This is a genomic window from Nostoc sp. JL34, assembly GCF_017114945.1.
Classification (GTDB): Bacteria; Cyanobacteriota; Cyanobacteriia; order Cyanobacteriales; family Nostocaceae; genus Nostoc.
Genome location: NZ_JABXKQ010000044.1, coordinates 184,894 through 204,067 on the forward strand (window position 1 = coordinate 184,894; position 19,174 = coordinate 204,067).

Annotated in this window: 14 protein-coding genes, 2 tRNA genes and 1 pseudogene; 8 read left to right on the forward strand and 9 right to left on the reverse strand. The window is 40.5% G+C overall.

The window, feature by feature from the left end; translation table 11 throughout:
• Positions 1-54 precede the first annotated feature (54 nt).
• The gene (locus HWQ44_RS09030) at positions 55-1,296 is read right to left on the reverse strand and encodes an acetate kinase (protein WP_292717718.1); all 1,242 of its coding nucleotides are present in this window, start codon (positions 1,294-1,296) and stop codon (positions 55-57) included.
• A 199-nt stretch (positions 1,297-1,495) separates the two neighbouring features.
• Between HWQ44_RS09030 and HWQ44_RS09035 the strand changes: the two genes are divergently transcribed.
• The 7 genes and pseudogenes from HWQ44_RS09035 to HWQ44_RS09060 all read left to right on the forward strand — a co-directional run bounded on the left by HWQ44_RS09035 (position 1,496) and on the right by HWQ44_RS09060 (position 7,081).
• Positions 1,496-2,374, forward strand: coding sequence for a M48 family metallopeptidase (locus tag HWQ44_RS09035; protein ID WP_292717719.1), 879 nt, complete (start codon positions 1,496-1,498; stop codon positions 2,372-2,374).
• Positions 2,375-2,650: 276 nt separating this feature from the next.
• Positions 2,651-3,575 (forward strand): annotated as a pseudogene (locus tag HWQ44_RS09040) (hypothetical protein).
• Positions 3,576-3,820: 245 nt separating this feature from the next.
• Positions 3,821-4,945, forward strand: a complete 1,125-nt coding sequence (locus tag HWQ44_RS09045) for an alpha-hydroxy acid oxidase (RefSeq protein ID WP_292717853.1) — start codon at positions 3,821-3,823, stop codon at positions 4,943-4,945.
• A gap of 106 nt (positions 4,946-5,051) precedes the next feature.
• Positions 5,052-5,135 (forward strand) — tRNA-Leu (locus HWQ44_RS09050).
• 33 nt (positions 5,136-5,168) lie between these two features.
• Positions 5,169-5,414, forward strand: a complete 246-nt coding sequence (locus tag HWQ44_RS33520; RefSeq protein ID WP_334727367.1) for a hypothetical protein — start codon at positions 5,169-5,171, stop codon at positions 5,412-5,414.
• A 497-nt stretch (positions 5,415-5,911) separates the two neighbouring features.
• On the forward strand, positions 5,912-6,709 hold the full coding sequence (locus HWQ44_RS09055; RefSeq protein WP_292717855.1) for a WecB/TagA/CpsF family glycosyltransferase: 798 nt from the start codon (positions 5,912-5,914) through the stop codon (positions 6,707-6,709).
• Between the two features lie 300 nt (positions 6,710-7,009).
• Positions 7,010-7,081 (forward strand) — tRNA-Gln (locus HWQ44_RS09060).
• A gap of 91 nt (positions 7,082-7,172) precedes the next feature.
• On the opposite strand, the gene HWQ44_RS09065 is transcribed toward HWQ44_RS09060, so the two are convergent.
• Positions 7,173-7,652, reverse strand: coding sequence for a hypothetical protein (locus HWQ44_RS09065; protein ID WP_292717721.1), 480 nt, complete (start codon positions 7,650-7,652; stop codon positions 7,173-7,175).
• Positions 7,653-8,010: 358 nt separating this feature from the next.
• Here HWQ44_RS09065 and HWQ44_RS09070 point away from each other — a divergent pair, with 358 nt between their 5' ends.
• A complete protein-coding gene (locus tag HWQ44_RS09070; RefSeq protein ID WP_292717723.1) occupies positions 8,011-9,309 on the forward strand; it encodes a hypothetical protein in 1,299 nt (432 codons plus the stop codon).
• A gap of 101 nt (positions 9,310-9,410) precedes the next feature.
• Here HWQ44_RS09070 and HWQ44_RS09075 read toward each other — a convergent pair whose 3' ends face one another.
• From HWQ44_RS09075 to HWQ44_RS09105, 7 genes are all read right to left on the reverse strand, one after another.
• Positions 9,411-10,556, reverse strand: a complete 1,146-nt coding sequence (locus tag HWQ44_RS09075) for a SpoIID/LytB domain-containing protein (RefSeq protein WP_292717857.1) — start codon at positions 10,554-10,556, stop codon at positions 9,411-9,413.
• A 213-nt stretch (positions 10,557-10,769) separates the two neighbouring features.
• Positions 10,770-12,983 carry a polysaccharide biosynthesis tyrosine autokinase gene (locus tag HWQ44_RS09080; protein WP_292717725.1) on the reverse strand — a complete coding sequence of 738 codons (2,214 nt, stop codon included), beginning with the start codon at positions 12,981-12,983 and terminating at the stop codon, positions 10,770-10,772.
• 572 nt (positions 12,984-13,555) lie between these two features.
• Entirely contained in the window at positions 13,556-14,515 is a 960-nt protein-coding gene (locus HWQ44_RS09085) for a ribonuclease Z (RefSeq protein WP_292717727.1), read from the reverse strand.
• A gap of 263 nt (positions 14,516-14,778) precedes the next feature.
• Entirely contained in the window at positions 14,779-15,168 is a 390-nt protein-coding gene (locus HWQ44_RS09090) for a hypothetical protein (protein ID WP_292717729.1), read from the reverse strand.
• A 328-nt stretch (positions 15,169-15,496) separates the two neighbouring features.
• On the reverse strand, positions 15,497-17,386 hold the full coding sequence (locus HWQ44_RS09095) for a CHASE2 domain-containing protein (protein ID WP_292717731.1): 1,890 nt from the start codon (positions 17,384-17,386) through the stop codon (positions 15,497-15,499).
• 113 nt (positions 17,387-17,499) lie between these two features.
• The gene (locus HWQ44_RS09100) at positions 17,500-18,177 is read right to left on the reverse strand and encodes a response regulator transcription factor (RefSeq protein WP_292717733.1); all 678 of its coding nucleotides are present in this window, start codon (positions 18,175-18,177) and stop codon (positions 17,500-17,502) included.
• Between the two features lie 147 nt (positions 18,178-18,324).
• Positions 18,325-18,984, reverse strand: a complete 660-nt coding sequence (locus HWQ44_RS09105) for a hypothetical protein (protein WP_292717735.1) — start codon at positions 18,982-18,984, stop codon at positions 18,325-18,327.
• Positions 18,985-19,174: the final 190 nt, after the last annotated feature.

Here is a 19,174-nt window from a genome sequence, read left to right on the forward strand (position 1 = left end):
GAGATGTCAGAGTATAGGGTAACTGCATATTCAAATAATCTTACCCAGATTAAATCAGACTTTATAATTACATTTCAACCGCTGCCAACACTGCCCGGCGATCGCCCAATCTTCTTGAGTATGAATAACTAATACCCGCACTGCTGAATCGGGTGTAGCAATATCCTCATCCACAGGCTGGTGTTCATTTTTCTCAAGATCAAGTTTCAGTCCCAAAAAACCAAAGGCTTCACAGGCGGCTTGGCGAATTTGTGGAGAGTGTTCACCCACGCCTGCTGTAAACACTAAAGCATCTAATCCGCCCAAACTAGCAAGCATGGCGCCGATACCAGAACGCAAGCGATGCACGTAGATATCCCACGCCAGGTGAGCGCGGGAATTACCTTGAGCGTACGTCGTAGACATCGCTTCTCTCACCTCACGCATATCGCTAGATACACCCGAAATTCCCTTTAACCCAGAAGCTTTATTTAATATCTCATCCAACCTTTCGACTGAGTAATTGCAGTACCGCAACAGGTAAATCAGAATCCCCGGATCAACTGAACCAGAACGACTACCCATCATCAATCCTTCTACGGGCGTGAATCCCATAGTAGTATCAATACTGCGGCCGTTTTTAATCGCCGCTAAAGAGCAACCATTGCCCAGATGGCAGGTAATCAACCGCTCAGATGCAACATTTCGACCGAGAATTTGGGCAGCACGTTGAGAACAGTATTGGTGACTGATACCATGAAACCCGTAGCGACGAATACCTTGCTCTACCCACTGATATGGTCCAGGATAGATTGCTGCTGCATCGGGTAGAGTGGCATGAAATCCGGTATCAAAGACTGCTATTTGAGTGACACCTTTTAAGATGTTTTCAACTGCTTCTATACCTGACAAAGCTGCTGGATTATGTTCGGGAGCAAGATTAGACAGATCAGCGATCGCCTTTTTGACATCCTCCGTAATTACCACACTATCTCGATAATCCTCTCCACCATGTACTATCCGATGCCCCACCACATCGATTTCTGACAACTGATTAATTACCTTAGTAGCATCATGATTAAGTGTATTGAGCATATAGGTGAGGTGTGCCTGTGGAGAATCACCAGCAATTGATTTTTGCAGCGTTGCACCCGTAGCAGTTTTCACCTCAATTTCTGCCACACCTCGATCTTGAGTCCAGTTGATTTTCCCTTCCCAAAGGGGCTGGAGTGCTTGGGTGGGAAAAGCTTCATCTGCAATTTCATACAGACAACTCTTTTGGCTGCTCGATCCGGCATTCAGCACCAATATTTTCATAGTGACAACATAAAAACATGATCTCCTTTGATCATGTCATTAAGTCTAGCCTCATGCTTAGTTTTCTCAACGATGGATAAAGGTTTTAAGAGTATCCAAGAAAGGAAACCCCCTACTGAAATCGTTATACTAACTGTGGGAGGCTGTTTATCTATCCAGCCAGATTCCATAGTTGTGTTTTTTTATAGCTTGCTGCACTATGTCCTTCTTCAAAACCCCGCTGATTGGTTTAAAAGCTGACTCATTTCGTCATCCATTAGACCTGGAAGCTACCAGAGCGCTCAAGCAGATACCAGGCATAGATATGTTGGTGCGAAATTGGCTTGGGCCAATGGCAGAGCAGGTTTTCTATGTGGAAAATATTGCCTCCAGTGTTCTGGTGAGTGAAAAGCAACTGCCTGATTTATACAAATTGTTGTTAGATGCCTGTAAAATCCTGGATATAGATCCTCCCCAGTTGTACGTCCGGCAACATCCGGCTCCCAACGCCTATACTTTTGCTGTGCGGGGTAAGCAGCCTTTTGTTGTGCTACACACTTCTCTGATTGATATGCTCACACCAGAGGAAATACAGGCAGTAATCGCCCACGAGTTGGGGCATCTCAAGTGTGACCATAGCGTTTACTTGACTCCTGTAAATTTATTAATATTAGCTGCGGCGATTGTGCCCAACGTCGGAACCTTCCTTGCCCAAGCCATACAGGCACAGCTTTTAGAATGGGTACGCTGTGCTGAGTTTACCTGCGATCGCGCCGCATTACTAGCAACCCAAGACCCCAAAGTAGTCATGTCGGTGTTAATGAAGTTGGCAGGTGGTTCTCCCACCTTAGCGCCCCAACTGAATCTTGATGCCTTTGTTGCTCAAGCCCGCGATTACGATGATATTAGCAAGACAGAACTGGGTGAAATGGTCAAAGCTGCCCGTACAGCCCAATTAACCCATCCAGTACCAGTGCTGCGGGCGCGAGAAATTGACCGCTGGGCAAGCAGCACAGAATATCAAACTCTGTTGCAAAGTCATGGACTAAAGTCTACTAATAATGAAGTTGCACGCAAAGGCGGGTGGCGCAATTGGTAGAGCTACTATTCACTAGACATCTGGTGAAATTAAATATGCGTTATCCAGAATCCTTGTAGAGACTTAGCAGTGCTACGTCTCTACATTCTTTTTTACCAGAGAGCAAATGCAGAATATTCGTAAAGTTTTACCAGTAGCTTGATGCATAGATTAGTGATTTTGTCAATATTATAAATGTGATGTCTGTCCACAAGCCGCTTCTCGTAGCTTGCTACGACCTAGTAGTATGCGTCTACGTACTTATGTAAAATATTGGTACAGCCAAAAAATCAGCTAATGACCAGGTTTCCCTACGACCAGTTCGCAAAAGACTATCTTAAAGAATTATTACAACCATTGGGAGAAGTTGAAACAAGTCGGAAAGTTCCGGCGGAAATCCGAGAGGTTGATGTTTATTTTGTCCCTTCACTCGAATCGGCAAGCGATACAATAGATTTAGGACTGTTAGGAAAATTTGCGGCTGAACCTGCATTAATTGAACCATTTAGAAATGCGGCTACAATTGCGGAAATTCGTAGTTGTATGAATAAGCTATTTGATATTTTCGCTGAAGCAAAGCGTCAGAGTAAAAGTGATAAAAACCGGATTAGCGAATCAGATTTACCAAGGCTATGGATCTTTTCACCTACAGCTTCTGAATCTATATTGGATGGTTTTAGAAGTAACCTAGATGAAGAAAGTTGGGGAATAGGAGTACATTTTTTAGGTGATTATTTGAGAACAGCAATTGATTGTGGCAATTCACCAATTACCGTGTACAGAAGAAACACTATGGTTGAGAATTTTAGGTAAGGGAAGAGTCCAACAACAAGCCATAGATGAACTAGAAGCCCTTCCACAAAATAATCCCTTACGTTCCAAAGCAATTGATTTATTATTGAATTTAAAGACTACCTTAGAATTCAATCAAAATATAGATGAGGAAGACAGAGATTTAATTATGCGCTTATCACCCATTTACGAGCAAAAATTAGCAGAAGTTAAACAAGAAGGAATTCAAGAAGGAATTCAAGAAGGAATCCAAGAAGGAATTCAAGCAGAACGTCGTAATGTTATAGAGAATTTATTGCGAGTTCGCTTTGGTTCTTTAGATACAGAACTAAGAGTAATTATTGAACCTTTATTGGTATTATCTCCAGAGGAATTTACTCCTTTATTACTGCAACTATCCAGAGAAGAATTATTAAATAGGTTCCTTTAGAATAATTTAGCCAGAGATACTAGGTTCTCCACCTTTACTAATAAATCGATGATTATTTAAGCTTTGTCGATGGACAATCGGATTAAAAAATATTTCATTGGTTAACTCATAGCCACTACTATGACAGTTGTAAGTAGAAGGGCTTGATTAAATCAAAGCCCGTAGGAAGCGGCTCTAGCCATTTAAAATCTTATGGAGAGCGATAAATGGCTCACTACGAACAAAAGTTCTACTTACATTTTATTATGTCTACCTACTTATCCAACGACGATCGCTTTCAACCCATCAACCTTTTTGAGTACGAAAAATTAGCAAAAGAGCGGCTGTCTCAAACTACACTTGATTACTATAGCAGTGGCGCTTGGGACGAAATTACATTGCGAGATAATCGTGCTGCCTTTGAGCGAGTCAAGCTGCGACCTCGGATATTGGTCGATGTGAGCGATCGCAATCTAACCACCTCTATTTTAGGACAACCCCTGCAACTACCTTTGTTAATCGCGCCGATGGCTTTTCAATGTCTAGCTCATCCAGACGGAGAAGTTGCCACGGCCCTAGCTGCCGCATCATCTGGTGTAGGTATGGTGTTAAGCACAATGGCAACAAAGAGCATTGAAGAAGTGGCGACTGCATGTAATCAGTTTCCAGATTCTCTGCGATGGTTCCAGCTTTACATCCATAAAGACCGGGGATTGACTCGTGCTTTGGTAGAAAAAGCCTATAAAGCAGGCTATAAAGCACTTTGTCTAACTGTAGATGCACCCGTTCTTGGACAACGCGAGAGAGATAAACGTAATGAGTTTGCCTTACCCCAAGACTTACATCTGGCTAATCTTGCCACCATCTCAGGACTAGATATTTCCCATGAAAAGGGTGAATCTGGGTTATTTACCTATTTTGCCCAACAGCTAAATCCAGCAGTCACTTGGCACGATTTGGAATGGTTGCAGTCTTTATCTCCGTTACCTTTAGTCATCAAAGGAGTTTTACGGGGAGATGATGCTGTGCGGGCTGTAGAATATGGAGCCAAAGCAATTGTTGTTTCCAATCATGGTGGCAGACAACTTGATGGTGCGATCGCTTCTTTAAATGCCCTAGCTGAAATAGTAGCAGCAGTGGATGGTCAAGTAGAAGTGCTGTTGGATGGAGGTATTCGTAGGGGCACAGACATTCTCAAAGCCCTGGCATTAGGAGCAAAAGCAGTACTAATCGGACGACCTATTTTGTGGGGACTAGCGGTAGCAGGACAAATCGGCGTATCTCATGTCATCTCACTCCTACAAGATGAATTAAATGTAGGAATGGCACTTAGTGGCTGTGCCAAACTACAGGATATTGACTCTAGTTTATTGACCCTGCCACGCCTTTAAGCCGGAGAATTCTTAGAGCTATTATTCCAGCAAAACGTTGAGAAATTATTTTCAGACTTGTTACAAAGTCACTTAATTAGTGTATAGTAGTTAAGGTTAGATATAAGGGCGGGTGGCGGAATTGGTAGACGCACCACACTCAAAATGTGGCGGCCTTACGGTCATAGGAGTTCGATTCTCCTCCTGCCCATTACCAAACAAGTGCAAAAGAGGTTAAAAACTTATGCGCCTGAAAAGATGGGAATCTCCCCGTAAAGAAGGCAGGAATGACAAAGGTAGAGGCGGCTCTGCTAGGAAACGTCAACTCAAAAAGCAAAGGCAAATGTTACGCCAAAGACTCAAGGAAAGTAACAAACTAGACAATAACAAAAACGAAAGAGCGGGGGAAGATAAGTTTATCTTCCCCTTATTTTTTGGGCTTTTATTTCAGAAAAAAATTAGGTACTTTTCGATACATAACTTAGACTGAATTAAATCTGTAATAAATTTGAAAAATCATAAGAAAAAATTATTGATCATTCTTTAAAATATACTAATTTAAGTTAAACCTCTTAAGCGCATACTTACGTATCAAAATCGGCAGACTGAGTGTCTGGTATTTCACTTTACTGAGTAAATTATATGTAGTAGATATTACTTCTGTTAGTATATATCTTTAGCAATTTCTCGCAATTGTAATGCTTGCATGAACAAATCAAAAATTAATTATGAAGGAAGTATGAATTTTGTCAAACAGGGTCTGAAATCCTTAGCTTAAAACAGTAAGCTAGGACACAACAGTAAAATAGTTTTAGTATTACCGATTAAAGCAAAAGTATATTAAGAAGACAATTGCACCTCCATGTGTTAACTTCCAACGATGACACAAGCCTACAAAAAGTCAGGAGTAATCCAACCCGAGTTATTTAATATTGGGAATGGTCTAGGTAATCTATGGATTTTTTTTCTTGGACACAGGAGTTATTGATGGTGGCAAGAGTGCTTCTACCTACTAAAAAAGTGCTTGATTTTCCTATTACTGCTTTACGTTTTGACGACCAGATAAAAACAATACTTAAGTGGGCAAATAGGCGCGAGAGTAAAACTGTATATGTAGCCAATGTACATATGCTCATTGAAGCTCATTGGAATCCAGAGTTTGCCACCGTACTACGAAATGCAGATATAGTTACTCCTGATGGTATGCCTCTGGTATGGATGATGCGAAAAATGGGAGCCCTTTACCAAGACCGTGTGGCAGGGATGGATATTTTTTTAGCATTATGTCAGCTAACTCAAACACAAAATCTTAGTATTTTCTTTGTAGGTTCCCAAACAGAAATACTTTCTAGAATGCGAAAAAGGTTAGAGCAGGAATTTCCGCAGATGAAGATTGCGGCGATGGAACCTTTACCCTTTCGTCCCCTGACTGAAACTGAAGACGAAGCTTTGGTTAAAAAGATTAACTCTAGTGGTGCCAGTGCCGTCTTAGTGTCTCTGGGATGTCCCAAACAAGAAAATTGGATAGCTCAACATAAGGGCAAGATACAAGCTGTAATGATTGGACTGGGTGGAGTTTTCCCAGTTTATGCAGGAATTCACAAGCGGGCACCCCGCATAGTTCGAGACTTCGGACTGGAATGGCTATATCGATGGATTCAAGAACCGCGCCGACTTTGCGGCCGCTATGCTAAGACTATTCCACTCTTTATATGGCTGGCTACTAAGCAATTACTATCATCAAGTCGGATTGCAGCGGTCTTCCTTCACGAGACTGGGGATTAAGGAAAAGTAAATAGGGTGATCAACAAAAATAAATAGTGTGTCCCTAGTCAGGAGAAACAGACCCTAAGACGTTCATCATCCAGTGAAGCAGATTTTAGATACAGAAGAATCGCGATCGCAAAATTTAGTGCCTTAACCACAAAAATTCAATGCGTTCACCCCAAAATGATGAAAAAGGTCTAAGTGCAAGGATTCTGACCAATTAATGTCCAGTGTTAAAAACCTATTATCTGAAATCAACTATTAAAGTACTTGACATTAACCTAGGACTAACTGCTATATTAACTAGAGTAAAGTTGTTGGGGCGTAGCCAAGTGGTAAGGCAGCGGGTTTTGGTCCCGCCATCCCTAGGTTCGAATCCTAGCGCCCCAGTAAATCTAAAAGACAGGCTGTGATGCCTGTCTTTTAGAGTATTTAATTGCATTTTTAAGATGTGTCTCAATGCATTTAATTCTGTAAATTATTACTTGTCAGGCGATTTGAGAGCCTGATCCAGAGTTTGCCGAGCCTGTTCTGCTTTAGATCGCGCTTCCTGGTAACGCACATTAGCTTGGGCAAAATTTTTGAGAACTTTAAAACCTTCCTTGAGTCGAGTAATTTCCTCTTCTGTCACCGACTCATCGGTAAACAGAACATCAACAGCTTTGCGAATTTCCAACGCTTCGGCTCGTGACTCTTGAACTTTCAGTTTGAGCGTCGCCAGGTTACTCAGAATCTGAACAGCTTGTGTGATAGTATCCTCACCGCTAGCAGTATCAACAGTTGACTCTTTAACCTCAATCAATTGTTGAGGGCCAAATCCTTCTTCCAGTTCTGTGGGTAGCTTACCTGCATCCATCAGTTCCATAAGCTGATCCATTGCTTTATCACGGGCTTTGGCTGAATCTTTTCCAGAAACAGTAAGGATAATTTCTGGGCTTTGAGCGAGAGTGTACTGAACCATATTTGAGCAGAAAATTTCCTGGTTAACCAAGCTGAAGCAAATAATTATAGCATGTTGAGTGTCATGTCATTTATTGCTTTATCGATTTTAGTGGCGGGTAGCCAAATTCATGTGATTTGTATACTTGTAACAAGAGAGGCACAAGGATACTACCCTGGAGCCTTCTGCGGCAGTTTAATTCCCCCACCAAAATCTCCGATTTGGTGGCTTGGAATTAGATGGGGTTGAGAGAAAGAGATAAATTTCAACCTCCTGCCTCCTTCCCTGATTTCATCTTTATTCCTACCTCTGTTAAGTCGCTCAAAATAAAACTTTATACTTAAGAAAAGGAAAAAAGTTTCAATAGGAGGGGAGAGCAATGGCTCCTAGTCCCACCATCATGCAAGCTGTGGAACATCTGGGCTACCGCGTCACCGTTGGTGATGTGGCAACTCAGGCAGGATTGAACGTCGCTGAAGCTAATCAAAGCTTGTTAGCCCTGGCATCTGATGCTGGGGGACATTTACAAGTAGCGGATTCAGGTGATATAGTTTACCTTTTTCCACAAAATTTTCGAGCAATTTTGCGTAATAAATACCTCCGGTTACGATTGCAGGAATGGTGGAAAAAAGTCTGGAGTGTTCTGTTTTACCTGATTCGCATTTCTTTTGGAATTTTCTTAACTGTTTCTATCGCTCTGATAACTATTACTATCTTCATTATCATTACTGCTGCCAATTCAGACCGTGACGGCAACAATCGGGGCAGTAATTCCGATGGTGGGGGGTTCTTCTATTTTCCAAATTTATTTTGGTATCTTAGCCCAAATTATGACACCCACTACCAGGAACGGCGACGTGAAAGGCAGGAAGAAAGCAATCTGAATTTCTTTGAAGCCGTGTTTTCATTTTTGTTTGGTGATGGTAATCCTAACGCCAACTTAGAAGAACGTCGCTGGCAAGAAATTGCTACGGTGATTCGGAGTAACCGTGGTGCAGTGGTAGCAGAACAAATTGCCCCATATTTAGATGAGATTGGCGAGGGATACACAAGAGAGTACGAAGATTATATGCTGCCCGTTCTGACGCGATTTAATGGGCAACCATCAGTAAGTCCAGAAGGGCAAATTGTTTATTACTTCCCAGAGTTGCAGGTGAGTGCAGTTAAAAAGCGCCGTTATGCAATATCAGATCACTTGGAGGAATTTCCCTGGCGTTTTAGCGCCGCAAGTTCCGGGCAAATTATGCTGAGTGCTGGGTTGGGGGTACTAAATTTTGTTGGTGCTTTAGTATTGGGAAGTTTGTTGAGAGATGGCACTGTTGCCATCCAATTAGGTGGACTGGTAGCTTTTGTGCAAGGAATTTATTGGCTGCTATTGGCTTACGGAGCAGGTTTCTTAGGGATACCGTTATTACGTTATTTCTGGATTCGGTGGCGTAATCGCAAAATAGGCGATCGCAACCGCGATCGCCTTTCCAGAGCAAGGGTATTGGCAAGTCCTGAAGCACCTTTGCAACGAAAAATCAACTATGCCCAACAATTTGCAACAGAAAAAGTCATTGGCAACGAAGATTTAGTGTATTCTAGCGAAACTGATTTACTCGACCAGGAAGTTGAACGTTCTGCACAAATTGACGCTGAATGGCAACGGCGCTTAGAACGTGGGAGTGGGGAATAGGAAGCAGAGGGGCAAGAGAGTAGAGGAGTAGGGGAGTAGGGGACAAGGAGATAACAAAACTCAGCATTCCTTTGCCCTACGCCTCAAAGCCCAATGCCCAATTACTTCGCCTGAATTGGTGTTAGGGCTACACCTTGATAATAATGTCCCAAAATTTGCAGGTGGTTCACTCCTTGCCGAGCCAGATTGTACGCCCCCCACTGACTCATGCCTAAAGCATGACCGTAGCCAAGCCCTTGCAGTACAAAACTACCATCGGCTCCCTTGGTGACAGTAAAGCGAGTACTTTTTAACTTAAGGGCTGTTCGCACATCCTCGCCCTGTAGCACCTTCGTACCCTTGTTGCCGACAATTTTCAAGACTTTAACACTGCGGAAAGGTGAGTATGTCTCTGGAATCATATCCTTGACATTACCTACCTCAGGAAATTTAGCGCTAATTTCACTGGGCAAGAAGGTTTTCACCCAATTACACTCGCGGATGTTTTGATCGTAGTCTTGAACAGCACGGAGGTAAGGCTCCTTGCTTCCCCAAACATCTTCCACGTTTTCGGTGTGTCCCCCAGAACAAGCGTGGAAGACTGAGAGAATAATCCGGTTTTTGTAAGTTAGTACCTGCCCTAGAGTGGAATCCACTGCGGCGTAAGTAGCAGGAGATTCACTGATGACACCTTTATAAATTTGCCAACGATCTGGGGTATTGCCTAAATCGTAAACGGGATTATTCCGTTGTCTTTCTCGTTCGTAGAGGGCATAAGTACGGGCTGCGATCGCTTGGGCTTTTAAAGCTTCTTGGGGCCAGCTAGAATCCATTTCGCCACCGAGAACGCTGTAGAGATACTCTTGGTCATCAACCCAGTTAACAGCGGTTAAGCCTTTGTCTGTGGGGACAACCAGAGTTCTGCCCCGATACCAGCGATCGCCAATATAAACGAATCCTTTACCCGTTGGCTCAATCCAAAACAAACCAGACTGCCACTTATCTAAAGCAACTCCACCAGGAACAGCTTGGGCATAATATGCACTCATCGCTGGCAACTGTCCGAGAGTCCGGCCAGTACTATCCTTGACGACCCCAGTGGTAGAACTGCCCACTTTTACCTGATTAACGCCCCTCTCAATTGCCACGCGCAGGATTACAGACGCTTGGGCTGGGGCAACCAAAGCTATCCACAAAAGGATACTTACCCACCAATAACGGACTTTAATCTGGGAAAATAAAGAGCCTAAGTAAAGTTGGAATTTCATGCTGATCATCTAATCACACTAGTATCTAATTGACGCTCTGAACTATGGCGTCTACTACTTTAAGATGAGACAGTTCTCCAACGCAGGAGGTTGCCACCTCCTACTAATTATGCATTTTGCTTTAGCTATCAGGTAGAAATCAGATGAAGGGGAAGGAGGCAGGGGAAGAATTCCTTTCCTCTTGCTCTTTCCAATGCCCAATGCTTCTTCAATCTACGATGCCAATACCTTTTGAGAATTGCTCACTTCATTAGCGATAATTCCAATTAAATTCAACTTACTCAAAATTTCTGTTGCTTGAGTCAGTTCAGTTCGAGTTACTTTACCCATACGCTCTACCATCACAATCCCATTGCAAAAAGATGCCACAATTCTGGCATCAACCGTACCTAAAATAGGTGGAGCATCTATTAGTACTAGGTCATAACTTTGTTCAAACAACTCTATTAGTTCTTTCATCCGTTGAGAACTGAGCAACTTCACTGTGTCTTCTGGTTCTGGCCCAGCAGTCAAAATATCAATAGAGGGGTGAATGGGTTGGATGTAATCTTGAAAATGAGTAGTTGTCTCATCAACTAATAACAGAGATAGCCCCCAGTCATTGGATAGTTCCAGGATTTTATGCAGGCTAGGATTATGTAGGTTAGCATCAATCACTAATACCCGTCGATGCATCCGGGTAGCACTAGCTACAAGCCCTAATACTAAGGTTGTCTTCCCTTCCCCTGGTAGTGCTGAAGTAAACATCAGTGACTTGAAGGGTAAGGGATATTTTAATATTTGAATATTTTGGTAGATCATGTCCAAAGTTTCATGGACGGGCAATTTCATACTGGCTTCTATTACAGAAGAATCTGAGCTTCGCCGTCTATTCCAAGGCAGGCCCAGCCGCCGATTTTTAACACTACGCGGCGGTAGTTTTGGTACTGACCCCAGTACACGTAGATTCGTCAGTTTCTTTAAATCTCCAGCACAATAAATAGCGTCATTAAATTTTTCTAAAATCAGGGCTGCTAAGATACCTAAAATCGGCCCAATTACTGCTCCTCCAACCAAAAGTAATAATCTGTTGTTACCCATATAAGTACCCGGAGAAGGTTCTGCCAAAACTTGCCAGTTATATCCTTCCTGAGCAATTTTCAGTCCCAATGACTGTTGCACTTGGAGTAATTGCTCAAGGTTTTTGCGACTAGTTTCTACCTTTGGCAGCAGACGGTTATACTCTGCTATTAAACTTGGGTATTTGTTTATCTCAGAGCGGAGTCGCTGTTCTGACTCGGCTAGATTCTTTTCATTAGCAGTTAGTCCTAAAACAGTTGTCTGTACCAAAATAAACTCATCTACTAGTGTTGGATCAACCCCTACCATTTGCCCTTTGAATAGCGGTTCTCCCTTACTGCTAGTAGTAATAGCTTTCACCTCTTGTCGTAATAACGACAGTTGACTTTGGCGTTGCTGTTTGAGTTTTTGTACCGATGGGTAATCGTCTGTATAACGCAGCCGCTCTTTAGCCAAAGCTAGTTCAGTCTTTTGAATTTCACTCAATAGTGCTTGGTAGCGGCTTGACTGATTTAAACGAGAAGAAATTAGTGTATTCTGCTGAGATGAAGACGCTATTTGTTGCTCTAGGTTATCGTAGCGAGCGTTTACATCTTGAAGGTTAGCACGAGCGGTTTGTAGCTGTTGTTGAATATCTGCTAGAGATTCTAGCAGAATTTTACTTTGGACTTCGGGATCGAGTAATTTATGTTTTTTGCGAAACTGTTCCAAATTTTTTTCAGCTTTACTCACTTCTTTTTTGATCTCAGGTAGGCGAGTGTTTACAAAAGCCAATCCCTGATTCAGACGTTCTTTTTGTTGCTGTTTATTATAATTTTGATAGACTTTGTGTAGGGCTTGAAGTACTCTTTGTGCTTTTACTGGATCGTCATCATTGAAAGAAACTTCAAATACTTGATTAAAAACTTTATTAGCTCCGATGTCTCCTGCTTCTGGAGTCACTTCTAGAGGTGCTTTTCTGTTATGTTCTTTTTCACCATTGATATCTTGTAAGGTAATATCAGGATAATCAGAATGAAGCAAATCTACAGCTTTCTGAAGCAACTTAGAACTCAGCATGAGCTTCATCTGAGTAGTGGAATCAATAACTTGAGAATTGGAATCAGTAACCTGAGTATCTGCTGCAACTGGAATATTATTTGATTGTGCCCCTTCGGATAAATTGGAACTCACCAATATCTGCATATTGCTTTGGTAAGTCGGTTTAGCAATGACAGCCAAGAGGCTAGCAGCTGACATAACGACACAAGAAACCCCCAAGATCAGAAAGCGTCGGCGAAGCAAAATAGTAGATAGTTGTCTGATGTCAACTGCGCTTTGTGCTGAAGTAGTAACCTGTTGCTCTTGATTCAGACTAGTCTTAGCCACTATCAAACTCCTCTAATATCGAAACACTATATTTATTTGGAAGATTTATGAAAAATGTGAAATGATTTTTTTACACCTAATAGCCACGATCGCATACTTAATTTTTCTTCCAACGATGACAAGCTCACTTGGCACAATATTATGCCAACTGGCGCTTTCATGTTCATCAATTCATGCATATAAATTCTTAATCAGTGTCGGAAAAATAAATTTTTAATAAATATTTTATTTAAGAAAGAAAAATCTTGACGAAAAATTAATTATTTTTCCTAAGTATTAAAGTAGAAAATTCTCTGATTTACGAAATTACTACATATTAAAGTTATTTTGATAACTTATAATCTAAAAAAAACATTGAGGAAGATATTTAAACCATACTATTTGTATGTTATTGATACACTTAGTTATCCGTAAGTTGTTGGTTAACTAGTTGACTTACTCACAAAACTAAACTGCTGTCTATTTGCTGGACGTTATGATTGGGACTATTAAACTCCAAGATAGAGCCTGGTTAATTTTAGATTTTAGATTAGAAGGGTTCAATAGGAAATCTAAAATCTAAAATCCAAAATTTAAACGCCTACCTTGGTTAACTCTACTTCCCGTCGTCTGGGTACTTCATGAATCATAAAATCGTAAGCCATATCAGTACGGGGAAAAATAGCACGAGCTTCCTTAAGGAGATCCTTCAACTCCAAGGTATTTCCGGGAGCATAGCGGGGACTAAAATGACTCATAATTAGCCGATGTGCCCCAGCAGCTAAAGCTGTTTGTGCTGCCATTGTGGTTGTGGAATGCAATCGCTGAAAAGCCATATCTGCATCTTGATGGGCAAAGGTTGCTTCGTGAATTAATACATCTGCATCATGAGCTAATTCCACTGCACCATCACAATAAATTGTGTCTGTACAATAGGCAATTTTTCGACCAATTTCTGTGGGGCCACACAATTGAGTGCCATCAATCACCCGTCCATCAGCAAGGGTAACTGTTTCACCACGCTTGAGTTGACCATAAACCCGACCAGGAGGAATTTGCAACGCCTTGGCTTTTTCCACATCAAAGCGTCCGGCTCGGTCTTTTTCGGCTATGCGGTAGCCGAAAGCTGGAATGCGATGATGCAAATTACCGCAACTAACAGTGAAGTCCTCGTCTTCATAAATTACCCCTGGACGGATGGCGTGAACTTTGATCGGGTAAGAAAAGTGCGTGTGGGAGTAACGTGAGGCGGATTGAATGTAATCATTTAATCCAGGTGGGCCATAGATATCAATTCGTTCTACATTGCCAGCCAAGCCGCAAGTAGCAAGAAGTCCCATCAAGCCAAAGATGTGGTCGCCGTGCATGTGGGTGATAAAAATTCGGGAGAGTTGACTGATTTTCAGTTCACTCCGCATAATTTGATGCTGGGTGCCTTCGCCACAGTCGAATAACCACAGTTCTGCCCTTTGGGGTAATCTCAGAGCGACACTGGAAACATTGCGCGATCGCGTGGGTACACCGGAACTCGTCCCTAAGAATGTTATCTGCACAGTGTTCTTTAGTCTTCCTATTGCTCAATTTGCAGCTCTATTTTCTATAGTGGCACGGTTAATGAGCAAAATACTTAGGACTTAGGCAGGTCAATGAAAAAGTAGGGGGTTGGGAATTGGGCATGGGGAAGAGATAAGGGAGACAAGTTTCTTCTTTGTCCCCTTCATTTCACCCTGCCTCTTTACCAATGTCCTCTAGGCACAAAGGCATCATTGTCTGTGTTATTACTAACTTTTATAGCAGCATAAGTATACTAAAAAGCCTAAGTAAGTAGTTGATTCTCCCAAAAAGCCAGTTGGGTTTGAAGGGTGTTGATATGGATAGTATGGCGTTCAACTAAAGTTTTTAGTTGTCGTGCCCTTGCAGTATAAATTTGTTTATATGCTAATGCCTGACGAACCCGATCTTCGCTGGAGTTGCTCAAGGCAATTTGCATTTTTTGTTCCCAAGCGATCGCAAGAGCTTGGACTTTTTCGTAATCTTTTTGAGCAATTTGCTTGGCTGTATTTGACTCAGCAATAGCTTCATGTAAAGTTTTAAGGTAATGACTCCAGGTGTCTACTAGCGCTTCGGCGTTTTTATCATCTGGTTGAGAAGTTTTTAAATCTGAACGTGGTTCAAATTGGGTAAACAAGTAATTTGCTTCCACCATATTTTACCCCTATGAATATTAAGTTAATTTGCTGCTGATTTGGCTAATATTCCCAAAGAATCTAATATTTTGGAAATTATATTATTCAATATATAAAAAGCTAGCTGACAAATTCATTAGTTCTTTATGACATAATAATTACGTGGCTGAGAATAAAGTTTTAGAGGTTTATGAAGCCAGTAACTTCTGAAAAATACATATATGAGATACAAGTATTTAGCAATAAATAGATAGCAGATTCCTTTCTCAATATGCCTGTTTATTTTCACTTTATTGGTGTATTTTTCAAGTAAAAAAGTATATTGCTTTCTGAATTCTAGATTATCGTTCAATTATTACCAAACCTAAATTTGACTACTGGCCAAGACAATTCACAAATAGTCCCTCTAGAAGAAAGAGGTACTCGTTGAAATTTACCTTTGAGTTGCCTTGCTAAGTTTCTAAACTGTTGCGTGCCACGACCTTCTCTAGATGAGTTGATACCCAACCCATCATCTATAATGCTCAAAGTGTACCAACCTTCAGATGAAAAACAAGTGACCTCAAGGCGGGTTACTCCTGTGGCATGTTTGCCAACATTGCACAAAGCTTCTTCTAAAAATCGGCAAAGTCCTTGCTTTTGTTCAATGCTTAAGCATCGCTCATCTATTGGCTCAAAAGTACGAATTTTAACTTTAATGGTTCTAAAGCAGGGAAAGTCTCGTGCTAGGGTATAGCTGTAAACTTGATAAAGAATTTCGTGAAGAGGGTCTTGCAAATTTAATACTAGAGTATTTCCTAAATAAAGACTACTATCTTGAGTTGGTGGTTCTCGTTGTAAAAATTCATAAATTCCCCGGAGTTCATGGTTTAATTTTTCAAGTTCTTTTTCCAGTTCTGGGAGCAATTCTTTCACTGGCAATTCGTGGCATCGAACCAGTTTCAAAACTTTAGCCAGACTTTGTAGTGGCCCATTGTGAATTGTTTCAAATGTACGTTCGATAACATCTTGTCTAGCTTTTAGTCCCGATCGCAAAACTTTGTCACATTGATATAAAGCAGTAAGTTCTATACCATTGACAGCTAAGACAAGAATTGTTGGAATTACTGGAACCCACCAACCCCAAGTTAAGAGTAAATAAGTAGTGACTACTAAAGTAGCACTAGTAATACCAACAATTATCAGATTTGCTAAAGGAGATTTAGTCAATCGAGCGATCGCAATTCCTAAAAAACCCCAGGCAAAAATCCATAAATATTCCCATTCATCTTCCCAAGTATCTAAAAGTGGTCGCTCATCAAGCACTGCACTAACAATTTGGCTAACAGCATGTGCTTGAATTTCTCCTCCATAAATTCGCCCTTTTACAAGTTGGTTAGATGTAGTTATGAAGTCTTTACGACTAGGGTCAGTTACGCCGATAATGACAATGCGATCACGTATCCAGTCTGAATTAAATTTGTTGCTTTTAATCTCATTCAAAGATATGGTTCTAAATCTTTCTCGTCCACTACGAAAATTGAGCAGTATTTGAACTCCGGTTGCATCGGTTCGTACATAGCCCCCAGAGTTAGGGAAAAATCGTGGTAATACAGTATTGCCTAGCTTTATGGGAGTGCGATCGTCAATACTATTTTTTAAGCTAATTTCTTCATGAACTAAATAAGCTTCTGCTAAACGTAGAGATAAAGATAACTTGTATCCTTGAGTTGTTGGTATTGCCAATAAGCTTCGCCTTAGTTTACCATCACCATCCGTGATTTGATCCGCAAAACCAATTTGTTCAGAGGATAAACCTCGTGGTGCAGCAATTTGCTTAGGCAATACTTTTTCAATAGCAATTAAATTTTTGATATTTTTAAAAGCTGCAACTAGTTCCCCATTACCAGGATTAACTGCTAAATCACGATAAATATCAAGACCGATAACTCTAGGTTTACACACGTGTATTTTCCACAACAGTGCTGCCAAATCTCTATCTGATATTGAAGAATCTATTAGATAATCTTTATGATAGTTAATATCATCTTCATCAATTTTCACAAGCACGATGCGTTCATCTATAGGTTCTTCAGGACGCAGACGGAGAAGAGTATCAAAAGCTAGCCACTCTAAGGATTGCATTGAACCACTAAAATGAGCAATTATTACCAATCCAATAACTACAATTCCTGGTAATGCACCTACACGCCAAATGCTAATTTCTTTTTTGATTATTTTCCAAAGTCCAGGCTGCATAAGCTTTTCTCCTAGCCTTTAGCTATAAGTAATGAGTTAATTACGTTTAATAAATAAAAAATTAAATTCTTCTAACCAATAGTGACAGATGACCCTAAAATATTGATGATTAACTAATCAATTAAACCTTCTTCTCTAGCTCGTATTTCAGTTTGAATACGGATATTTTTACCCTCATTAGGATAAACATCTAAAGCGTCTTGTAGTTTACTCCAGTAATGACGAACCATTCGTTCAGATATACACATTCGTTCGGCAATAGTTTTATCTTGTAATCCTTCCTCAAATGCGAGAGTTAACACTCTCAGCCATTCTGGTTTAAACTCCAATCCTGAATAAATTCCTTTGATATCTTTCGTATGCGTTAATCCCTGTAATGCCCAATCAACTCTGGTCAACATTTCTTGGGTAGAAATACTTTTATCAGCAACTGTAAAACCTCCTTTATGACTATCAATATCAGGTCTAATTCTCACTAGTGTTCTGACATGAGCCGTTTGGACAATAATATTTAAGTTGGGATGATGTTTCATCAGAGTTCTGAGAAGTTGAACACCTGTATCAGGTCGAGCCGTCATCCCATAATCTTCCGGAATAGAAAGATCCATAACCACAAGGTCTAGCCCAAGATTAGTAACTTGATTGAGAGCATTATTAGCATTTATAGCGGTGACAATTTCAGCCCCAGGATAATGTTTTTTCAAGATGTCTACCGTTCCGCCTAAAACTGATTCATGGTCATCAATTACCAAAATATTAACCAATACATGCTCAGATATTTCTTGTTTCATAATTAGCAGCCTGCTGATTGAGTAGAAAACTGTAAGCTTACTATTATTTATCTACAATAGCTAACTATTGGCTATCAATTTATATTAGTTCAATGATGACTATATAGAAAAATTATTAAATATATATAGAAGCAGCAAGAATAGTAATTACCAATAAAAATGCCAAGAAACTTTTAGATTTCTAGTACGACTAAAGCATTTACCTGATGTTAAAAGCTTAAAACTTTCGCAAAGATAATTTAATTCTGGCAGGTTAGAATATAGAACAAAGGTAGATAAATTAGGATAAGTAATTTCTACAATTAATTGTCCTATATTTTTATGTTGTTTCAAATTGATATAAATTGATGTTGGTGCCAAAATTTCTGCTAAAGATATGGTCAACAACTCATTTAGAGCTGTTAAAACAATCAGACTGCGTTCAACTCGCTCATGTCGCCAATAGACTGGCATATCGATTTGAAAATATAACTGGTGATTGGATGTTACCCAAGGTTCTAATAAACACTCAATAGCTAGTGGAAAGCTATCTTGAAGGGATGCTGGAAATAAGCGATCGCTTAATTGTACTAGAGAGTGATGAAAATTATCAATGTGCTTTAAGCATTCCTGAATTCTATTCCCTGATAAATTTAGATTATCTACTGACAACAAATCTAAGTTGCGACGGATTGTAAAAGAGTCTTGTAATAAATCATCCCGAATTTTCTCTGCTTCTAAAAACAGCTTTGTTGACTGCCTAGAAGACCACCACTGCAATGCTTGTTGAATACTATGATAAGATGTCAGAAACCTAACAAGGGACATAACGTAGACAATTCAAAGTATAATTTACGTACATAATTCCAGGATCACATAATCTTGTTATGTCAGCTATTTTAATAGCATCAGAAAAAAGTTATATGCAACCCACGATATATTTATGCCAAAAAAACTGCCAACGTTTATAAAATAAGTGACAAAAAGTGCCATGATGATTTCCGAAAACTTCACAGTG